Below are 17,082 nucleotides of genomic sequence, written 5' to 3' on the forward strand. Positions count from 1 at the left end.
AGTAGCGTTGATCCTATGGCTACGAGCACCAAGTCGACTTCGTCCGCCCGGGGGTCCGGTCGCGGCGGCTCGACGGCGCGCAAGACGGCCGCCAAGACCCCGACGAAGACGCAGTCCCAGAAGACCGTCGCGTACCCGGCCGCCGACGACGCGCCGAGCCCGCTCGTCCGCGCGTGGATGGGGCTGGCGCACCTCACCGGAGGGGCGTTCCGCGCCCTCGGGCCGGAGAAGCTGAGCAAGGAGGAGCGCCGCGACGGCTTCCCGTTCTTCCTCGTGCTGCTCGCCATCGCCGGCGTCGTCGTCGAGTGGTTCCTGATCAACGACCAGGTCGCCCGCACGCTCGACTCCTGGACCTTCGGCCTGCTGTTCGGCCGCGTCGCGTTCGCGCTCCCGGTCGTCATGGTGATCTTCGCCGCCTGGCTGTTCCGGCATCCCAGCTCCGTGCACGACAACACGCGCATCGGGATCGGCCTCGGCATCCTGCTGCTGATGATCTCGGGCCTCTGCCACCTGTTCAGCCATCATCCGTCGCCCACCGACGGCGTGGCCGCGCTCGCGCAGGCCGGCGGGATGCTCGGCTGGCTGATCGCCGCACCGCTCTCCTGGCTCATCACGCCCTACGGTGCGGGCGCGGTCATCATCGCCCTGCTCGTCCTCAGCCTCTTCATCATCACCAAGACGCCGCCCAACAAGCTGCCCGCGCGCATCCGCGAGCTGTACGCCTACCTGTTCGGCGCACAGCTCCCCACCGAGGAGGAGCGCCAGGAGGCCAGGGACGAGCGCAAGAACCAGCGCACCGAGCAGGTCGAGCTCGACGGCCTGGATGAGCCGGAGGGCGAGACCGCGCTGCCCTGGTGGCGGCGCAACAAGTCCCAGCGCGAGGAGGACCCGGACTACGAGGCTCCCGCCGACCTCACCGACGTGTTCGGCGCCCCCGCGCGCGGCAAGGGCGAGTTCGACTCCCCGCTGGAGCCCGACCCGGCGAGCGACCACTACAACACCGAGGTGCTCAGCGAACTCGCCAACGCGGAGACCGTGCTTCAGCGCTTCACCGGCGAGCTGCCCCCGACCGCTGCGGCCGCGGCCACGCCGACGGCTCCGGCGGTGCTGCCCGGGTTCCAGGCCGGCGCAGACGACTTCGACGAGACCGCCGCCGTCGACGAGGCAGGGGCGCAGCCGACCGCTCCCTACAACCTGCCCTCGGCCACGATGCTCTCGGCGGGAACGCCCGCCAAGACGCGCTCCAGCGCGAACGAGGAGATCGTCGCGGCGATCACGGAGGTGCTGACCCAGTTCGGGGTCGACGCCAAGGTGACCGGATACTCACGGGGTCCGACAGTCACCCAGTACGAGATCGAGCTCGGCCCTGGCGTCAAGGTGGAGCGCGTCACGGCGCTCAGCAAGAACCTCTCGTACGCGGTCGCGAGCAACGAGGTCCGCATCCTCTCACCCATCCCGGGCAAGTCCGCGATCGGCGTCGAGATCCCGAACAGCGACCGCGAGATCGTGTCGCTCGGCGACATCCTCCGCTCGCCGGCGGCCGCCAAGAGCGTCCACCCGATGACCATCGGCATCGGCAAGGACGTCGGCGGCGGCTTCGTCGTCGCGAACCTCGCCAAAATGCCGCACCTCCTGGTGGCCGGCTCGACCGGCTCCGGAAAGTCGAGTTTCGTCAACTCGATGATCACCAGCCTCCTGATGCGCGCGAAGCCGTCCGAGGTCCGCATGGTGCTCATCGACCCGAAGCGCGTCGAGCTCACCATCTACGGCGGCGTCCCGCACCTCATCACGCCCATCATCACCAACCCGAAGAAGGCCGCCGAGGCCCTCCAGTGGGTCGTCAAAGAGATGGACATGCGGTACGACGACCTGGCGAGCTTCGGCTTCCGCCACATCGACGACTTCAACAAGGCCGTGGTCAACAACGAGATCGTGCTTCCGGAGGGCAGCGAGCGCAAGCTCAAGCCCTACCCGTACCTGCTCGTGGTCGTGGACGAGCTCGCCGACCTGATGATGGTCGCCCCGCGCGACGTCGAGGACTCCATCGTCCGCATCACCCAGCTCGCCCGCGCCTCCGGCATCCACCTGGTGCTCGCCACCCAGCGGCCCTCGGTCGACGTCGTGACCGGCCTCATCAAGGCCAACGTGCCCTCCCGGCTCGCGTTCGCGGTGACCAGTGTCACCGACTCGCGGGTGATCCTCGACCAGCCGGGCGCCGACAAGCTCATCGGCCAGGGCGACGCGCTCTTCCTGCCGATGGGCGCCTCCAAGGCGGTGCGCGTGCAGGGCGCGTGGGTGAACGAGGATGAAATCCAGAAGGTCGTGAACCACGTCACCCGGCAGGCGCGCCCGGAATACCGGCAGGACGTCACGGCGGCCGCGGAGAAGAAGCAGATCGACTCCGACATCGGCGACGACCTCGAGCTGCTGCTCGCGGCGGCCGAGCTCATCGTCTCGTCGCAGTTCGGCTCCACGTCGATGCTCCAGCGCAAGCTCCGCGTCGGGTTCGCCAAGGCGGGGCGGCTCATGGACCTCCTGGAGTCCCGCGAGATCGTCGGCCCGTCCGAGGGCTCGAAGGCCCGCGACGTGCTCGCGACCGCGGAGCAGCTCCCGCAGGTGCTGGCGCGCCTGCGCGGGGAGGAGCCGCCGTCGCGACCCGCCGCCGCCCCGGCGCCAGCCGGGCAGCCGGTCGCGGAGACGCACGACGACGGCGACCGCTACGGAGCAGACCCCGTCGCGGCGATGTCCGAGGGCTATCCTGAGGTGGACGGCGACTCGGACGAGGACGCCTGGCAGCTGACCGGCAGGGAGTAGACCGCGATGTCGGTGCCCGACACGCCTCCGCCTGCCGCGGCGGACGGCAAGACGAACCGCGCGAGCAACTGGAACGTGCCCAACGTGATCACAGTGGTGCGCATCCTCCTCGCGCCGCTGTTCATCTGGATGCTGCTCGCCGACGCCGGCCACGACGGCCCGCTGCGCTGGACGGCGGCCGTGCTGTTCGTGCTCGCGATCGCCTCCGACGGCGTCGACGGCGCGATCGCGCGCCGCAACAACACGGTCACCGACCTCGGTAAGCTCCTCGACCCGATCGCCGACAAGGTGCTGACCGGCGGAGCGCTGGTGTCGCTGTCCATCCTGAACGAGCTGCCGTGGTGGGTCACCATCGTCATCCTGGTGCGCGAGATCGGCATCACCGTCTACCGCTTCGTGGTCATCCGCCAGGGCGTCATCGCCGCCTCCCGCGGCGGCAAGATCAAGACCATCGTGCAGTCGGTGGCCATCTCGTTCGCGCTCTTCCCGCTCTGGACGATCTTCGGCGACTGGATCTTCTGGGTGAACGGCATCCTGATGACCGCGGCCGTGATCCTGACCGTCGTGACCGGCTTCGACTACCTTTGGCAGGCCTACCGCGGCCGGAGGGCCAAGCGTGCCGGGGCCTGACGACGTCGCGGCGGCCGACCTCACCTTCCGCGTGGTGCGCACCCTCATCGAACGCGGCCGGACGATCGCCGTCGCGGAGTCGCTGACCGGGGGAGGCCTCGCGGCCGAGCTGACCCGCGTCCCCGGCGCCTCCGCGGTCGTGCTCGGCGCGGCCGTCGTCTACGCGACCGAGCTGAAGCACACCCTTCTCGGGGTGGACGCCGCGCTCCTGGAGCGGGAGGGGCCGGTGGACCCGGAGGTCGCGCGCCAGCTCGCGGCCGGGGTGCGGGAGCGGCTCGCCGTCGAGGGCCGTCCCGCCGACTTCGGCCTCTCGACCACCGGTGTGGCCGGGCCCGATCCTCAGGGCGGTCGCGCTGTGGGCACCGCCTACGTCGGCATCGCGTCGGCCGCCGACGTCCGGTCGGTCGAGCTGAGGCTGGCGGGGGATCGGCAGTCGATCCGTTCGCAGACCGTCTCGCGGGCGGTGCGCGAACTAGCCGTGGAGCTCGGGATCGTGGAGCGCTGACACCCGTCCGCAGCCCAGGGAATACCGGGTGTTTCCGTTGGGTTACAACTCCTTGCATTCACAACGAAAGCCCAGTCGTCGCGGATATCGTGACTGACATGGATGCGGTACAGTTGGCATCCATTCGATACGTCGGCAGGGTAGAAGAAGGAGGCTCCGAAATGATTCTTGTACGTCAGGAAATCGGCGACGTGCTCAGGGACTTCCGCCTGCAGAAGGGCCGCACCCTGCGACAGGTAGCGAGCAAGGCGAGTGTCGCCCTCGGCTACCTCAGCGAGGTCGAGCGCGGTCAGAAGGAGGCCTCGAGCGAGATCCTCGCCTCAGTGGCCGACGCCCTGGAGACCCCGGTCTCCGTCATCATGCGCGAGGTCGGCGACCGCATCGCGGTGCTCGAAGGCCTCGAGCCGGGCATCCCCGACACCATCCCGGACGACTTCGTCTCCGCTCTGGACGCGAACCTCGTCTCCCGCTGAACATCCCACGACATTCCCGAGGGCGCCCCGCACGATGCGGGGCGTCCCCTCGTTTAAGGTGATCCCATGAAGTTGAGCGAGTTCCAGCGCGCCGTCGTCGACGAGTTCGGCTCCGGGTACGGGCAGGCGCTGCTGACCGACCTCGTGCTCGGCGAGCTCGGCGGACGCACGGCGCAGGACGCGCTGAACGCCGGCATCCCGGCACGCGACGTGTGGCTCGCGCTGTGCCGCGAGACCGGCGTGCCGCAGTCCCACTGGTACGGCGCCGGCATCCCCGCTCCCAAGCGCTAACTCCCCGCGCGCACATTCGTGCCGAATGTCGGGCCGACACGCCGGGCGGGAACGCTCGAAGATATGTTCGGATATGCGTAGACTCCTGCACAGGCAGCAATCGAAAACGAGTTGTCCACGGATCCAGCGGTCGGCACGCCGAGTGTCGGCGGTCGGCCATACAGTCGAACTCGTCAGCGAAGCCCACGAAGGAGAACCGCAATGCCATCACCCGCAGACCGCGAGAAGGCGCTCGAGACCGCGCTCGCCCAGATCGACCGTCAGTTCGGCAAGGGCTCGGTCATGCGACTGGGCAGCGACGAGCGCGCCCCCGTCGAGGTCGTCCCCACCGGGTCGATCGCACTCGACGTGGCTCTCGGCATCGGGGGTCTTCCCCGCGGCCGCATCGTCGAGATCTACGGTCCGGAGTCCTCCGGTAAGACCACGCTGACGCTCCACGCCATCGCCAACGCCCAGCGGGCCGGCGGCATCGCGGCCTTCATCGACGCCGAGCACGCGCTCGACCCGGAGTACGCCCGCAAGCTCGGCGTTGACATCGACGCCCTCCTCGTCTCGCAGCCCGACACCGGTGAGCAGGCGCTCGAGATCGCCGACATGCTGGTCCGCTCCGGCTCGATCGACCTCGTCGTCATCGACTCGGTCGCCGCTCTGGTGCCGCGTGCGGAGATCGAGGGCGAGATGGGCGACTCGCACGTCGGTCTCCAGGCCCGGCTCATGTCGCAGGCCCTCCGCAAGCTGACCGGCGCGCTGAGCTCCACGAACACCACGATGATCTTCATCAACCAGCTCCGCGAGAAGATCGGCGTGTTCTTCGGCAGCCCGGAGACGACCGCCGGCGGTAAGGCCCTCAAGTTCTACGCGTCGGTGCGCCTCGACATCCGTCGCATCGAGACCCTGAAGGACGGCACCGAGGCAGTCGGCAACCGCACCCGCGTCAAGATCGTCAAGAACAAGATGGCGCCGCCCTTCAAGCAGGCGGAGTTCGACATCCTCTACGGCGTCGGCATCTCGCGCGAAGGCAGCCTCCTCGACTTCGGCGTGGAGCACGGCATCGTCAAGAAGTCGGGCGCCTGGTACACGTACGAGGGCGACCAGCTCGGCCAGGGCAAGGAGAACTCGCGCAACTTCCTCATCGCGAACGCCGACATCGCGGCCGAGATCGAGAAGAAGATCCTCATCAAGCTCGGCGTGATCGCAGACCCCAACGCGGCCGCAGCGCCGGCGGAGGCGGACAACGTGGACTCGCTGGAGAAGAAGCTGCAGGCTCGTAAGGGCGCGTAGGTGCGGGCGCTCCGGCGCGTGTTCACCAGCAGGACGTCAGCGGGAGTGAAGTAGCGGGAGAAATGAGGAGGGAGCTGTCATGGTCGTGAAGTTTCCTTCTGAGTCGCCGGATGCTGGGGCCGGGGGGTCCGAGGCTGAGGGGTCCGAGCATGTGGCTCCGGTGACGCCGTTGCGTCGCGGGCAGGCGTCGGCGAAGCGGGGGCGAGCGACCGAGCCGGGTGTGGTGCGGCCGGTCGCGAAGCTTCCGGGGGCGCCGGAGTCGGGGGCGCCGGAGTCGGGGGTGCAGGCGTCTGGCGCTGCGGGCTCGGGCGAAGCGTTGGAGCGGTTGAGCAACGCGCGGTGGAACAACACCTGGGCGGCCGAGCCTGTGCGGCGTACCGACGCGGTCGACGCGGCCGGCTCGGCCGAGGTCGCGACCGGCTCCGATGCGGACGACGAGGAGACCGAGCGGCTGACGCGGAAGGCGTCGGGGCTCACCATCCGGCAGCTCGCGCGGCGGGGGATGTCGCGCTGGGAGCTGGAGCAGCTTCTCACCAAGCGGGAGATCGCGCCGGAGGTGTACGGTCCCGAGCTGGATCGGCTCGAGGCGATGGGCGTGATCGATGACGCGTCCCTCGCGGCGACGCTGGCGTTCACGCAGCACAGCCGCAAGGGGCTCGGCCGGTCGGCGATCGAGCTCGACCTCAAGCGCCGGCACATCGCTCCGGAGCTCATCGAGGAAGCGCTGGCCGACATCGCGGACGAGCTGGAGCGGGCGACCGAGCTGGCCGTCAAGCGGATCGGGCAGCTCTCGTCCTACGACGACGAGACCGCGCGGCGCCGGTTGCACGGGTTCCTCGCGCGCAAGGGCTACGACTCCTCTGTGGTCCGGCAGGCGCTGGACGCGGCGTTCGCGACGCGCGGGCGACGCGGTGGGGTTCGGTTCCAGTAGGTGCGAGCGGGGGCGGGCGTCGTTCGATTCCGGTGCCGGTCGAACGTAGAATCGTACGCATCATGAGCACCATCGAGTCGAGCACCGCCGCGTCGAGCACCGCCGTGTCCAGTACCGTCGTGTCCAGCACTGCCGAGCACTCCCGCCTCTCCGAGCCGTCCCCGGCCGCCCTCACGGAGGACGGCCGTCCGCGGACGTACGAGGTGCGCACGTTCGGCTGCCAGATGAACGTGCACGACTCGGAGCGGCTCAGCGGCTCGCTGGAGGCCGCCGGCTACGTGCCTGCCGACGGCGCCGAAGCCGACATCGTCGTCATCAACACCTGCGCGGTCCGCGAGAACGCCGACAACAAGCTCTACGGCAACCTCGGCCACCTCGCCGGGGTCAAGCGCCGGCACGCCGGCATGCAGATCGCGGTTGGCGGCTGCCTCGCCCAGAAGGACAAGAACGTCATCCTGGAGAAGGCGCCCTGGGTGGACGTCGTCTTCGGCACACACAACATGGGCTCGCTGCCCGGCCTCCTCGAGCGTGCGCGGCACAACGATGCGGCGGAGATCGAGATCCTGGAGTCGCTGGAGACCTTCCCGTCCACGCTGCCCACCAAGCGCGACTCGTCCTATTCGGGCTGGGTGTCCATCTCGGTCGGCTGCAACAACACCTGCACCTTCTGCATCGTGCCGTCGCTGCGCGGCAAGGAGAAGGACCGCCGGCCGGGCGACATCCTGGCCGAAATCGGCACGCTCGTCGAGGACGGCGCCATCGAGGTCACCCTGCTGGGCCAGAACGTCAACTCCTACGGCGTCGAGTTCGGCGACCGCCAGGCGTTCAGCAAGCTGCTGCGCGCCGCCGGACAGATCGAGGGCCTGGAGCGCATCCGCTTCACCAGCCCGCACCCGGCCGCGTTCACGGACGACGTGATCGACGCGATGGCGGAGACGCCGAACGTCATGCCGCAGCTCCACATGCCGCTCCAGTCCGGCTCCGACCGCATCCTCAAGTCCATGCGCCGGTCGTACCGGTCGGAGAAGTTCCTCGGCATCCTCGACCGCGTGCGCGCCAAGCTCCCGGACGCGGCCATCAGCACCGACATCATCGTCGGCTTCCCGGGGGAGACCGAGGAGGACTTCCTCGAGACGATGCGCGTGGTCGAGCAGGCCCGGTTCGCGTCCGCGTTCACCTTCCAGTACTCGATCCGGCCGGGTACGCCCGCGGCCGACATGGCCGACCAGGTGCCGAAGGAGGTCGTGCAGGACCGTTACGAGCGCCTGATCGCCCTCCAGGAGCGCATCTCCCTGGAGGAGAACGAGCGGCTGATCGGGCGTGAGGTCGAGCTGCTGGTGGCGAACGGCGAAGGCCGCAAGGACGCCGACACGCACCGCCTGAGCGGCCGCGCGCGCGACAGCAGGCTCGTCCACTTCGAGCTGCCGGCCGGTTCCGACGTCCCGCGCCCCGGCGACGTCGTCACCGTGCGCGTCACCCAGGCCGCGCCGCACTACCTGATCGCGGACAGCGCAGACGGCACGCCCCTCGCGATCCGCCGCACCCGCGCGGGCGACGCGTGGGACCGTGCGGAGGCCGAGTCGTGCGCCGTGCCGTCCCACGGCGACGGCGCGCAGGCGGCCGGCCGGGTGTCCCTCGGCCTGCCGACGCTGCGCCCGCGCGACCCGCTCACCTCCCCGGGCGTCGGCACCATGCCGATCTACGACCCGTCGGACGGCCAGCGCTGAGCGGGGACGCCCCCACGGCGCCCGCGCCCGACGGCGGTGAGGCGGGCGCTCCGGCTGCGTCCGGTGGTGAGGCGGACGCTCCGGCCACGCCCGGCAGTGGTGAGGCGAGCGCTCCGGCCGCGTCCGGTGGTGGCGAGGCGCGCATTCCGGCTGTGTTCGGTGGTGATGACTCGGGTGCTCCGGCTATGTCGGGTGGTGGTGAGGCTGCGCGGATCGTCGCGATCGTCGGCGCCACCGGCACCGGCAAGACCGAGCTCTCCCTCGCGCTGGCCGAAGCCCTCCGCGAGCGCGGCCAGGCCGCCGAGGTCGTCAACGCGGACGCGATGCAGTTCTACCGGGGCATGGACATCGGCACCGCGAAGCTCCCGCCCGCCGAGTGGCGGGGCGTGCCGCACCACCTGTTCGACGTCCTCGATGTGACCGAGGAGGCGACCGTCGCGCGCTACCAGCCGGAGGCGCGCCGGGTCGTCGGCGAGATCCTCGGGCGCGGGGCGACCCCGATCCTCGTGGGCGGGTCCGGGCTGTACGTGTCGAGCGTGATCTTCGACTTCCGGTTCCCGGGCACCGATCCGCAGCTCCGGGCGCGGTTGGAAGCCGAGCTGGCGGCGCAGGGGCCGGGGATGCTGTTCCGGCGGCTGGCGGACGTCGACCCCGAGGCCGCGACGCGGATCGGGTCGTCCAACGGGCGGCGGATCGTGCGGGCGCTGGAGGTCGCCGAGCTGACGGGGCAATCGGTCAGCGGCGCGCTCCCGGACGAGCCGCAGTACTGGCGGCCGACCGTCGTGCTCGGGCTGGCGGCGCCGCGCGAGGAGCTCGTGCTCCGGCTCGACGCGCGCGTCGAGCGGATGTGGCGCGACGGCCTCACCGACGAGGTGCGGCGGCTGATCCCGCTCGGGCTGGAGGACGGGGTGACCGCGCGACGGGCGATCGGCTACGCGCAGGCGCTCGCGGAGGTGAAGGGCGAGCTGACCCGCGCCGAGGCGATCGCGGCCACGCAGCAGCTCACCCGGCGATACGCGCGCAGGCAGGTGAGCTGGTTCAAGCGCTACCCCGGCCTCCACTGGCTCGACTACGACGACCCGCACCTGACCGCGACCGCTCTGGACGCGCTCGGCGGTCCCTGAGTCGCCGCTCGGCGGCCGCTGCGCCGACACTCGGCAGTCCCTGAGCCGACGGCCGATAGGCTGGGGCGATGGCGACGCTCCACTTCACCAAGGGTCAGGGGACCGGCAACGACTTCGTGCTCTATTCCGACCCGGACGGGCGTCTGCCGCTGACCCCGCAGCAGATCGCCGCGATCTGCGACCGGCACTTCGGCATCGGCGCGGACGGCGTGATCCGCGCGGTCCGCTCCACGCACCTACCGGAGGGCGCCGAGGCGCTCGCGGAGGACGACGGCGCGGAGTGGTTCATGGACTACTACAACGCCGACGGCTCCCTCGCCGAGATGTGCGGCAACGGCATCCGCGTGTACGTGCGCTACCTGCTGGCCTCCGGCCTCGCCGAGCTCGCGGACGGCGACACCCTCCCGATCGGCACCAGGTCCGGCGTGCGGGACGTGCAGCGCAACCTCAGCGGATTCCAGGTCGACCTCGGCCGGTGGAGCCTGGACGGCGGCGAGCCGCTCGTCCGCGCCAAGGAGCTGCCGGTCGCCCGTCCGGGTCTCGGCATCGACATGGGCAACCCGCACGTGGTCGTCGCGGTGGCCGACGAGTCCGAGCTGGAGGCCGCCGACCTCACCTACATCCCGCACATCGAGCCGGCGCCGGCGGACGGCGCGAACGTCGAGTTCGTCGTGCCGCAGGAGCCGCTGGTGCGCGACGGCGTCGGCCGGATCCGGATGCGCGTGCACGAGCGCGGGAGCGGCGAGACGCTCTCCTGTGGCACCGGCGCGGCAGCGGCCGCACTGGCGGTGCGGCACTGGGCCGGCTCCGGCGCGCCCGACCAGTGGCGTGTGGAGGTGCCCGGCGGCACCGTCGGCGTGCGGATGTTCCCGACCGAGGACGGCGAGCACGTCGCGCTCTCCGGGCCGGCCGAGCTGGTCTACACGGGCACTCTCGAACTCGCCTGAGGCAACCGTCGAGTACGCCCGAAATCAGGCGTTCGGCGGCAGAAGACCGGATTTCGAGCGTACTCGGCGGTTGGAGGAGGTCAGTCCTCGGCGGGCTTGCGGGTGCGGAGGACGCGATAGCCCTTCGAGATCGCGGCGCGGGTCGTGGTCAGCTCCGGCATCGTGGACTGGATCCAGCGCTGCAGCGAGTCGCTGCCCAGGTTGCGCTGCACGACCAGCCACGCATCCGAGCCCGGCTCCAGCCGCGGCAGCCAGCGCTGCAGGATGTCGTGCAGCTCGTTCTTGCCGACCCGGATGGGCGGATTGGACCAGATGGTGGTGAATTGCAGCGACTCGGGAACATCGTCCGGGGTCACGGGGTTAACATTCGTAAGACCGAGCTTCTGCGCATTCCGGCGCACCACGTCCAGTGCTCGGGTGTTGACGTCGACCGCCCAGACGGTCGCATGAGGGGATTCGAGAGCAAGTGTGAGAGCCAGAGGCCCCCAGCCGGAACCGAGGTCGAGGAGTTGACCTCCGGGCGGCGCGGAGGGGACATGGTCGAGGAGCACTCGCGTACCCATATCGATGCGCTCGGGGCTGAAGATCCCGTTGGCCGTCACCAGTTCGTACGTCTGGCCCGCCAGGCGTGCGGTGAACGGCCGCAGTTTCAATTCGCTCTCGGGAGCGGGTGAGAAGTAGTGATCTCCGCTGGCCATATAGAGGACCGTACAGGACGCGGACCATCAGACAAACACGGCAGAACAGACAGACTAGGGTGTACCCCACCTGGATCAGGGGACAGTGAATGACCGAACGAACAGATTTCGAAGAACAGACCGCCGAACGAGCCGGCACGACCACCACAGAGCACGCCACCGAGCACACCGTCGACGACGTCGTCGCGCGCGTCCTCGCCACCCAGCAGAACCGTGCGACGGTGACGCTGTTCGGCTCAGGGGCGCAGGCGCTCCAGCGCGACGACACCGACGGCGGCGGCCACGACGGCGAGCAGTTCGACCGCGAGGAGCGGGCGGCACTCCGCCGCGTCTCCGGGCTCTCCACCGAGCTCGAGGACGTCACCGAGGTCGAGTACCGGCAGCTCCGGCTCGAGAACGTCGTGCTCATCGGCGTGTACTCGCAGGGGACGCTGCAGGACGCGGAGAACTCGCTGCGCGAGCTCGCCGCCCTCGCCGAGACCGCGGGCGCCGCGGTGCTGGACGGCCTCCTGCAGCGACGGCCGCATCCCGACCCGAGCACGTACCTGGGCCGCGGCAAAGCCGAGGAGCTCGCCGGCGTGGTCCGCGCGCTCGGCGCCGACACCGTCATCGCCGACACCGAGCTCGCGCCCAGCCAGCGGCGCGCGCTGGAGGACGTGGTGAAGGTGAAGGTGATCGACCGCACGGCCGTCATCCTCGACATCTTCAGTCAGCACGCCAAGAGCCGCGAGGGCAAGGCGCAGGTGGAGCTCGCGCAGCTCGAGTACCTGCTCCCTCGCCTGCGCGGCTGGGGCGAGTCGATGTCCCGTCAGGCCGGTGGCCAGGTGGGCGGCGCGGGCGCCGGTATGGGCTCGCGCGGACCCGGTGAGACGAAGATCGAGCTCGACCGGCGCCGCATCCACACGCGGATGGCGAAGCTGCGCAAGCAGATCGCCGGCTTCAAGCCCGCGCGCGAGGCGAAGCGCGCGAACCGCAACCGCAACTCGGTTCCGTCCGTCGCCATCGCCGGGTACACGAACGCGGGCAAGTCCAGCCTCCTGAACCGGGTGACCAAGGCGGGCGTGCTCGTCGAGAACGCCCTGTTCGCCACGCTGGACGCGACTGTGCGCCGCTCGGTGACCGCCGACGGCCGGCTCTACACGCTGGCCGACACGGTCGGCTTCGTGCGCAACCTGCCGCACCAGCTCGTGGAGGCGTTCCGCTCGACGCTGGAGGAGGTCGCCGACTCCGATGTCATCCTGCACGTGGTCGACGGTTCTCACCCCGACCCGGCGTCGCAGCTCGCGACGGTCCGCGACGTGATCGGGGAGGTGGGCGCGCGGGACATCCCGGAGATCGTGGTGTTCAACAAGGCCGACCTCATCCCGGCCGACGACCGGCTCGTCCTGCGCGGGCTGGAGCCCGGCGCGATCTTCGCGTCCGCGCGCACCGGCGAGGGCATCGACGAGGTGCTCGCGGCGATCGCGCGGCTGCTCCCCGACCCGTCGGTCGAAGTGGAGCTCGTGGTGCCGTACGACCGTGGCGACCTCGTGTCGGCGCTGCATGAGCGCGGCCGCGTGCTCTCGACCGAGTACGTCGAGGACGGCACGCGCGTGCGGGCACGGATCATGCCGGAGTACCAGTCCGTGTTCGAGCCGTTCGCCGTCTGAGCTTTTCGTAGTCCGAGGCGGACGACCACCGGTCAGGAGGCCGGGCGGACCCACTGTGTCACAAGATGACAGAGCGGGTTCCGCCCGGCCTCCTGTCGTTGTTACTGTGTCCCCACAACCGAAGCGGGCGACCGCTGACGTGGTGCGACAGCCGAGCCCGGCACCCGCCCGCCCCTCCCTTTCGACAGTGTCGATCGGCGAGGGCGCCCGTGACGCTGATCGACACCGAGGGACCATGGACTGTACCGACGCGCGGTTCTCATTCGAGCTCTACCCGCCGCGCAACGAACGCGCCGCCGCCGCGCTGCCCGCGACGATCGACCGGCTCGCCGCCGCCGGTCCCGAGTTCATCTCGGTGACCTACGGGGCCAACGGCTCGTCCCGCTCGTCGTCGCTGGAGGTGCTGCGCTACATCCTTGAGCAGACGGACGTCAGCCCGATGGCGCACCTGACCTGCGTCGGCTCCACGCACGCCGACGCGAACCGGATGATCCGCGAGTTCCTGGACGCCGGCATCCGGCGCTTCCTGGCCGTCCGCGGCGACCCGCCCGCGGGACTGGCTCCGGGAGACGACGGCCTCGGCGACATCAAGAGCTCCTCGGAGCTCGTGCAGCTCATCCACCGCGTGCAGGCCGAGCGCGTCCCGTACGACGCGCTCCCGGTGCCCGGACTGCACGCGCAGGCCGTGCTCTCGCACCGCGAGCACGTGCAGATCGCGGTCGCGGCGTTCCCGCACGGCCACCCATCGCGGACCGTCTCCCAGGACATCGACGCCCTGCTCGCCAAACAGGCCGCCGGCGCCAACCTCGGGATCACCCAGCTCTTCTTCCACGCCGAGGACTACCTGTCGTTCGCGCAGAAGGCGAAGGACGCCGGAGTGCTGTTCCCGATCCTGCCCGGCATCATGCCGGTCACCTCGCCCGCGCGGCTCGCGCGGATGCTGGAGCTCAGCGGCGAGGACCTCCCGAGCGACCTCGCCATCCAGCTCGAAGTCGAGCCGGATGAGGAGGGCCGCCGCGAGATCGGCATCGCCTGGACCGCGCGCCTGGCGCAGCGGCTGCTCGACGGCGGCGCCCCCGGCATCCACCTCTACACGTTCAACCAGCACAGCGCGGTCCTCTCGGTCCTCGAGAGGGTCGGGCTGCTGGATCCGACCCCTTCCACCACCTCCGTCCCCTCCGCCATCTCGCAGAAAGCAGGCGACCTCGCATGACCGACACCGCCACCACCCGCTCCGCCTTCCCGGTGGGCACCATCATCGGCTACCCGCGCATCGGCCGCCGCCGTGAGCTCAAGAAGGCCGTCGAGGCGTTCTGGGCGGGTCAGACCACCGCCGAGGAGCTGGAGGCCACGGCCGCCGGGCTGCGCGCCGCCACCCGCGAGCGCCTCGCCGCCCTCGGGCTCGGCCGCGACGACGCCGCCATCCCGGAGAGCTTCAGCTTCTACGACCAGGTGCTCGACGCCGCCGTGACCGTCGGAGCGATCCCGTCCCGGTTCGCCGGTCTGGCCGCGGCCGACGGCTCCGTCGACCTCGCGGGCTACTTCACGATCGCGCGCGGCGAGGGCGAGAAGGCCCCGCTGGAGATGACCAAGTGGTTCGACTCCAACTACCACTACCTGGTGCCGGAGATCGGCCCGGAGACGGCCTTCCGGCTCGCGTCCGACCGCATCGTGCGCGAGTTCGAGGAGGCTCGCGCGGCCGGCTTCGTCACCCGTCCGGTGATCGTCGGGCCGGTCACCTTCCTGCTCCTGAGCAAGGCGAGCGACGAGGCGCCGGAGGGCTTCCGCCCGCTGTCCCGGCTCGGCGACCTGCTGCCGGTCTACCGCGAGCTGCTGGCCCGCCTCGCCGCCGCCGGCGCTCCGTGGGTGCAGCTGGACGAGCCGGCCCTCGTCTCCGAGAGCATCGAGGAGCCGCGCACGGAGGTGCTGGAGGCGGTTCGCGCCGCTTACGCCTCGCTGGGCGGCGCGGCCGAGCGGCCGGCGATCTTCGTCGCGGCGCCCTACGGGAGCCTGGACGACGCGCTCCCGGTGCTGGCCGTGTCTCCGGTGGAGGCGATCTCCCTCGACCTGGTGCGCGGGAGCATCCCGACCGGGCTCGACGCCGCGACGCGCAGCGCGCTGGCCGGCAAGACCCTCGTCGGCGGCGTGATCGACGGCCACAACATCTGGCGCGGCGACCTGGAAGCCGCGTTCGGGACGCTGACCGAACTGCTGTCGCTGAGCCCCGACGTCGCCGTGTCGACCTCCACCTCGCTGCAGCACGTGCCGCACGACGTGGACGACGAGCCGGACCTCGACGCGCGCCTGAAGTCCTGGCTCGCGTTCGCCGACCAGAAGGTCGGCCAGGTCGCCGTGCTGGCGCGCGGGATCGTGGACGGCCACGAGGCCGTGCAGGACGAGCTCACCGCGGCGACGGCGGCGCTCGCCGACCGGGCCTCCGCCCCCGGCGTGCGTGTCGAGGCCGTGCGTTCGCGGGAGGCCGCGCTCACCCGGGCCGACTTCCGCCGCGGCGAGTACAACGCGCGGCAGGCCGCGCAGGACGAGGCGCTGCACCTGCCGTTCCTCCCGACGACCACGATCGGGTCGTTCCCGCAGACCGCGGACATCCGGCGCTCGCGCGCGCAGCTCGCCGCGGGCGTCATCGACGAGGCCGAGTACCTCGGCCGCATGCAGGCCGAGATCAAGCGCGTGGTCGACCTCCAGGAGGAGATCGGGATCGACGTCATCGTGCACGGCGAGCCCGAGCGCAACGACATGGTGCAGTACTTCGCCGAGAACCTGGACGGCTTCGCGGTCACCAAGAACGGCTGGGTGCAGTCGTACGGATCGCGCTGCACGCGGCCGTCGATCCTGTGGGGCGACGTGTCGCGGCCAAAGCCGATCACGGTGGACTGGTCGACGTACACGCAGACGCTGACCGAGAAGCCGGTCAAGGGGATGCTGACCGGGCCGGTCACGATCCTGGCGTGGTCGTTCGTCCGCGACGACCAGCCGCTCGGCGAGACCGCACGGCAGGTCGCCCTGGCCCTGCGCGACGAGATCGCGGACCTGGAGGCCGCGGGCATCCGCGTCGTGCAGGTGGACGAGCCGGCGCTGCGCGAGCTGCTGCCGCTGAAGCGCGCCGACCAGGCCGGGTACCTGGAGTGGTCGGTCGGGTCGTTCCGGCTCGCGACCTCCGGGGTGGCGGACGCGACGCAGATCCACACGCACCTCTGCTACTCGGAGTTCGGGGTGGTCATAGACGCGATCCGCAACCTCGACGCCGACGTGACCAGCATCGAGGCCGCCCGCAGCCGGATGGAGGTCGTCCACGACATCCAGCGCTCCGGCTTCGAGCACGGCATCGGCCCGGGCGTGTACGACATCCACTCGCCGCGCGTGCCGTCGGTCGCCGAGGTGACCGAGCTGCTGGAGACGGCGCTCAGCGCGATCCCGGGGCGTCAGCTCTGGGTGAACCCGGACTGCGGGCTGAAGACCCGCGGGTACGACGAGACGGTGGCGTCGCTGCGCAACATCATCGCGGCGACCCGCGACGTGCGGGAGCGGGTGGGCGTCAGCGCCTGACCTGTCCTGCTGCCGGAGGCCGCGTTTCCCGTTCCGCTCTGCGCGGACGTGGGGGCGCGGCCTCCGCCGGTTCGGGGAGGATGAGCGCATGCGCATTGCGGACGACGAGTTCGAGCGGCTCGTGGACGACGTCTTCGACGGCCTCCCGGACGACATGGTGCGGCCGCTGGAGAACGTGGCGATCATCATCCAGGACCAGCCGCCGGGTGCGCGGCCGCGGCTGTACGGGCTGTACACCGGGCATCCGCTGACGCGGCGCGGGGTCTACGGGTTCGGGGAGCTGCCGGACCGGATCACGCTGTTCCGCAACAACCTCGAGGCGTCGTGTTCGACGGTCGAGGAGCTGCGGGCTCGGGTGCGTGTCACGCTCGTGCACGAGATCGGGCACTACTTCGGGCTGGACGACGCCCGGTTGCAGGAGCTCGGCTGGGCCTGAGCGGCGTGCGAT

15 protein-coding genes are annotated in these 17,082 nt (G+C 70.7%); 14 read left to right on the forward strand and 1 reads right to left on the reverse strand.

Annotation, left to right across the window (positions count from 1 at the left end):
• Nucleotides 1–15 precede the first annotated feature (15 nt).
• From ABIA36_RS13100 to dapF, 10 genes are all read left to right on the forward strand, one after another.
• On the forward strand, nucleotides 16–2,814 hold the full coding sequence (locus ABIA36_RS13100) for a DNA translocase FtsK 4TM domain-containing protein (protein WP_369962888.1): 2,799 nt from the start codon (nucleotides 16–18) through the stop codon (nucleotides 2,812–2,814).
• Nucleotides 2,815–2,820: 6 nt separating this feature from the next.
• The gene (gene pgsA / locus ABIA36_RS13105; RefSeq protein WP_369962891.1) at nucleotides 2,821–3,444 is read left to right on the forward strand and encodes a CDP-diacylglycerol--glycerol-3-phosphate 3-phosphatidyltransferase; all 624 of its coding nucleotides are present in this window, start codon (nucleotides 2,821–2,823) and stop codon (nucleotides 3,442–3,444) included.
• Nucleotides 3,431–3,949: a CinA family protein gene (locus tag ABIA36_RS13110; RefSeq protein WP_369962892.1), complete on the forward strand. Its 519-nt coding sequence runs from the start codon at nucleotides 3,431–3,433 to the stop codon at nucleotides 3,947–3,949. The genes pgsA and ABIA36_RS13110 overlap by 14 nt, the downstream gene beginning before the upstream one ends.
• Before the next feature lie 161 nt (nucleotides 3,950–4,110).
• Nucleotides 4,111–4,422, forward strand: coding sequence for a helix-turn-helix domain-containing protein (locus ABIA36_RS13115; protein ID WP_369962894.1), 312 nt, complete (start codon nucleotides 4,111–4,113; stop codon nucleotides 4,420–4,422).
• A gap of 66 nt (nucleotides 4,423–4,488) precedes the next feature.
• Nucleotides 4,489–4,713, forward strand: coding sequence for a DUF3046 domain-containing protein (locus ABIA36_RS13120; protein ID WP_369962896.1), 225 nt, complete (start codon nucleotides 4,489–4,491; stop codon nucleotides 4,711–4,713).
• Between the two features lie 201 nt (nucleotides 4,714–4,914).
• Complete coding sequence (gene recA, locus ABIA36_RS13125; RefSeq protein WP_369962898.1) at nucleotides 4,915–5,994, forward strand: recombinase RecA; 1,080 nt, start codon at nucleotides 4,915–4,917, stop codon at nucleotides 5,992–5,994.
• A gap of 151 nt (nucleotides 5,995–6,145) precedes the next feature.
• Nucleotides 6,146–6,925, forward strand: coding sequence for a regulatory protein RecX (locus ABIA36_RS13130; RefSeq protein ID WP_369962900.1), 780 nt, complete (start codon nucleotides 6,146–6,148; stop codon nucleotides 6,923–6,925).
• Between the two features lie 62 nt (nucleotides 6,926–6,987).
• Nucleotides 6,988–8,652, forward strand: coding sequence for a tRNA (N6-isopentenyl adenosine(37)-C2)-methylthiotransferase MiaB (gene miaB, locus ABIA36_RS13135; RefSeq protein ID WP_369962902.1), 1,665 nt, complete (start codon nucleotides 6,988–6,990; stop codon nucleotides 8,650–8,652).
• 185 nt (nucleotides 8,653–8,837) lie between these two features.
• Nucleotides 8,838–9,776 (forward strand): tRNA (adenosine(37)-N6)-dimethylallyltransferase MiaA, encoded by a 939-nt coding sequence (miaA, locus tag ABIA36_RS13140; RefSeq protein ID WP_369962904.1) that lies wholly within the window; start codon nucleotides 8,838–8,840, stop codon nucleotides 9,774–9,776.
• Between the two features lie 68 nt (nucleotides 9,777–9,844).
• Nucleotides 9,845–10,723: a diaminopimelate epimerase gene (gene dapF / locus ABIA36_RS13145; protein ID WP_369962906.1), complete on the forward strand. Its 879-nt coding sequence runs from the start codon at nucleotides 9,845–9,847 to the stop codon at nucleotides 10,721–10,723.
• A gap of 80 nt (nucleotides 10,724–10,803) precedes the next feature.
• Here dapF and ABIA36_RS13150 read toward each other — a convergent pair whose 3' ends face one another.
• A complete protein-coding gene (locus ABIA36_RS13150; RefSeq protein ID WP_369962907.1) occupies nucleotides 10,804–11,421 on the reverse strand; it encodes a class I SAM-dependent methyltransferase in 618 nt (205 codons plus the stop codon).
• 89 nt (nucleotides 11,422–11,510) lie between these two features.
• On the opposite strand from ABIA36_RS13150, the gene hflX reads away from it, so the two are divergent.
• The 4 genes from hflX (at nucleotide 11,511) to ABIA36_RS13170 (ending at nucleotide 17,070) form a co-directional block, all read left to right on the forward strand.
• Nucleotides 11,511–13,070 (forward strand): GTPase HflX, encoded by a 1,560-nt coding sequence (gene hflX / locus ABIA36_RS13155; protein ID WP_369962908.1) that lies wholly within the window; start codon nucleotides 11,511–11,513, stop codon nucleotides 13,068–13,070.
• A gap of 235 nt (nucleotides 13,071–13,305) precedes the next feature.
• Nucleotides 13,306–14,283 (forward strand): methylenetetrahydrofolate reductase, encoded by a 978-nt coding sequence (locus tag ABIA36_RS13160; protein ID WP_369962909.1) that lies wholly within the window; start codon nucleotides 13,306–13,308, stop codon nucleotides 14,281–14,283.
• Nucleotides 14,280–16,634, forward strand: a complete 2,355-nt coding sequence (metE, locus tag ABIA36_RS13165) for a 5-methyltetrahydropteroyltriglutamate--homocysteine S-methyltransferase (RefSeq protein ID WP_369962910.1) — start codon at nucleotides 14,280–14,282, stop codon at nucleotides 16,632–16,634. Before ABIA36_RS13160 ends, metE begins: the two co-directional genes overlap by 4 nt.
• An 88-nt stretch (nucleotides 16,635–16,722) precedes the next feature.
• Nucleotides 16,723–17,070, forward strand: coding sequence for a metallopeptidase family protein (locus ABIA36_RS13170; protein ID WP_369962911.1), 348 nt, complete (start codon nucleotides 16,723–16,725; stop codon nucleotides 17,068–17,070).
• The last annotated feature ends 12 nt before the right edge of the window (nucleotides 17,071–17,082 follow it).

Source organism: Leifsonia sp. EB34, assembly GCF_041260585.1.
Taxonomy (GTDB): domain Bacteria; phylum Actinomycetota; class Actinomycetes; order Actinomycetales; family Microbacteriaceae; genus Leifsonia.